Annotated in this window: 2 protein-coding genes; both read right to left on the reverse strand. The window is 54.9% G+C overall.

The window, feature by feature from the left end; all coding sequences use genetic code 11:
* Positions 1-256: 256 nt before the first annotated feature.
* A complete protein-coding gene (locus E1297_RS02050; protein WP_155133269.1) occupies positions 257-559 on the reverse strand; it encodes a hypothetical protein in 303 nt (100 codons plus the stop codon).
* Between the two features lie 29 nt (positions 560-588).
* Positions 589-1,395 (reverse strand): Bax inhibitor-1/YccA family protein, encoded by an 807-nt coding sequence (locus tag E1297_RS02055; RefSeq protein ID WP_155133272.1) that lies wholly within the window; start codon positions 1,393-1,395, stop codon positions 589-591.
* Positions 1,396-1,649: the final 254 nt, after the last annotated feature.

A 1,649-nucleotide genomic window follows, 5' to 3' on the forward strand; every position in this document is an offset into this window, starting at 1 on the left:
GCAGCTGGGCCAGATGTGGTACTGATCCTCACATTCCGGCTCCAGACCAGTCCAAAAAGGTCGCAATAATGGAAGCGATTGACTTCACCAAAATGCCTAGCCGTCCGCCCTATCAATCATTTCGGATCCTTTCCTAATTGGTGTTCGGCCTCTGGGGCGAGACCGGAGTTTTAGCGATAGAATACATCGAAATTGTGCGTCGCAACAAACGAATCCTTATCCATTCCAGGCGTCCGGCAATCGCATGCCTCGGAATCTATATCGTTGGCATCGAGGACACGATGTCGCGAAAGGCTTCCGGGATCTCCTCGGTCGAGGAAAGTCCCCAGTCATCCGGGTTTTCGAGGGAATCGGGGTTCGCGTTCTTGATGCTGTCTTCGATGTCGGCGAGTTCCTCATCGGATGCTGGGACCCAGGAGCGGTTGCTCGCGATTAATGCGCCTACGAGAGTTTTGGTCTGTGTGTCGTAGACCCACTGGGTCATGATCTCGCCGATCTTTTCGTCGAAGATGTGACCCCAATAGTAGTCCGTTGAAATGTAACGATGTTTATCTGTCATATCGCACTCCTTCTCTTTAAGCATCCGGGTCAGTCGTCGCCACCGAGGAACAGCAGGCTCTGGAAGATGTTGATCACGTTCAGATAGAAGCTCAGGGCTGCCATTGTCCGCAGCATTCGCATCTGCGACGCGGGCGCATGGGGGCTGTACTCGTCCTTTAGGATCTGCGTCTCCCATGCCGCCAAGCCTGAGAAAACAATGACCGAGATGATAGATGTCGCGAACATGAGCGCCGAGCTTCCGACGAACAGGTTTAGGAGGCTTGCTCCGATGAGACCCACTAGACCCATGAACATAAACGTACCCATGGCCGTCAGATCGCGCTTCGCGGTGTAGCCGTACAAGGACGCCCCACCGAAGGCGATGGCGGTTCCGAGCGCGGCCGTCACGACCGACGATCCCGAATAATGGCTCGCAAGGAACCCGAGGCTAATGCCGTTGAACGCTACGAAGAGCCAGTAGACCAGCGACACGCCCACCGCGCTCGACGTGGCAAAGCCCGAGAACACGCCTCCCATTAAGATGATAAGTGGTGCGGAGATAATGAGGAAACCCAGTCCAGAGATCCCGCCCGCCTCAGAGGTCATCGCCTCAAAGATCCCGGTCTGTCCGACTCCCCAGGCGGTCCCGGCTGACACTAGCAGCCCCATCAGCAGGAGATTGTAGGTGCCCACCATGTGGTCCCTCAGGCCCTGATCCACGGCCGCCGATTTTCGGATGCCAATCAAATCTTTGTTTACGGTCATTTGGTTGCCCCTTTCGGAATTCATATAGTGCGGCCGGCCCGGATTTTTAAGACGATCGAGGGATACGTATCCGGTATCGGACGGATCCAAGGATTCATCCTTCACCGATCGCGCTCTTATGTCAACATTTAACAGGGGCGCCTCTGAGGGGAATTCGGAAATTTTGCCAGATGTCGGGGTTTTGCCACTGGCATCACGTTATTTCCCTCGGACTCGAAGAAAGGCTACTTGATCTCGTATCCAATATGGTTCCGGCTGTTACTCCGCAGGCTATTAGTGCTACCGACCCGCCGCCATGACTAGGGACTTTTAAAGTCTTCCCCGCCCTGAAGGACGGGGATTTT

This window comes from Roseibium sp. RKSG952 (genome assembly GCF_009711355.1).

Coding starts and splice junctions, on each gene's coding strand:
- E1297_RS02050 (WP_155133269.1), bottom strand. CDS start 559: ATGACAGATAAACATCGTTACATTTCAACGGACTACTATTGGGGTCAC.